Origin of the sequence: Fluviirhizobium alvei (assembly GCF_030551875.1) — a bacterium.
In the GTDB taxonomy this organism is placed as follows: domain Bacteria; phylum Pseudomonadota; class Alphaproteobacteria; order Rhizobiales; family Rhizobiaceae; genus Rhizobium_E; species Rhizobium_E alvei.
The window spans coordinates 1-784 of the sequence record NZ_JAUOZU010000043.1; the positions used below are offsets into that span (position 1 = coordinate 1).

Consider the following 784-nt stretch of genomic DNA (forward strand, 5'->3'; position numbering starts at 1 on the left):
AGAGCCGGCTTGAGATGACGCCCGCAGAGCTCGCCGATGATCCGGCCGACCTTGGTGGAGCCGGTGAAGTTGACGCGACGGACCGCTGGTGCCGCAATCAACGCTTCGACGACAGCCGCCGCATCGGCCGGCGCATTGGTGATGACATTGACGACACCTTCGGGGAAACCCGCTTCGACCATGACCTGGCCGATCAGCACATGCATGCCCGGGCAGGCTTCGGAAGCCTTGAGGATCACGGTATTGCCGCAGGCAAGTGCCATGGCGATGGCGCGTGTGCCGAGGATGATCGGCGCGTTCCAGGGCGCAATGCCGAGGCAGACGCCGGCGGCCTGCCGGACTGCCATCGACAGCGTGCCCGGCTTGTCGGAGGGAATGATCTCGCCCTGCACCTGGGTGGTCATGCCGGCGGCCTCGCGCAGCATGCCGGCAGCCAGCATGGTGTTGAAGCCGGCCCAGGCGGCGGTGCCACCGGTTTCGCCGATCATCAGGCGGGCAAAATCATCGACCTTGGAGGCCATGATATCAGCGGCCTTGAGAAGAAGAGCCCGCCTTGTGCCCGGGCCCGTCTTCGACCAGGCCGGAAAGGCCGCAGAGGCTGCGGCAACCGCCGCTTCGACATCCTTGAGGCCGGCGGCCGGCGCGCGCGTGGCAATCGCACCCGTATAGGGATCGATGCGGTCGAAGGTGGCGCCGGAAGCGGCTGTGACGGACTTGCCGCCGATGATCTGTTGGATCTCAATCATGGTCATTCTCCTCAGTAGCCGAGCACGTCGGCATTGAT

General features: G+C 65.6%; 1 protein-coding gene. It reads right to left on the bottom strand.

The window, feature by feature from the left end; genetic code table 11:
- Window positions 1-746, bottom strand: a 746-nt coding sequence (locus Q4481_RS24680) for an aldehyde dehydrogenase family protein (protein ID WP_304379063.1), incomplete at its 3' end; no start/stop codon positions are given.
- Between the last annotated feature and the right edge of the window lie 38 nt (window positions 747-784).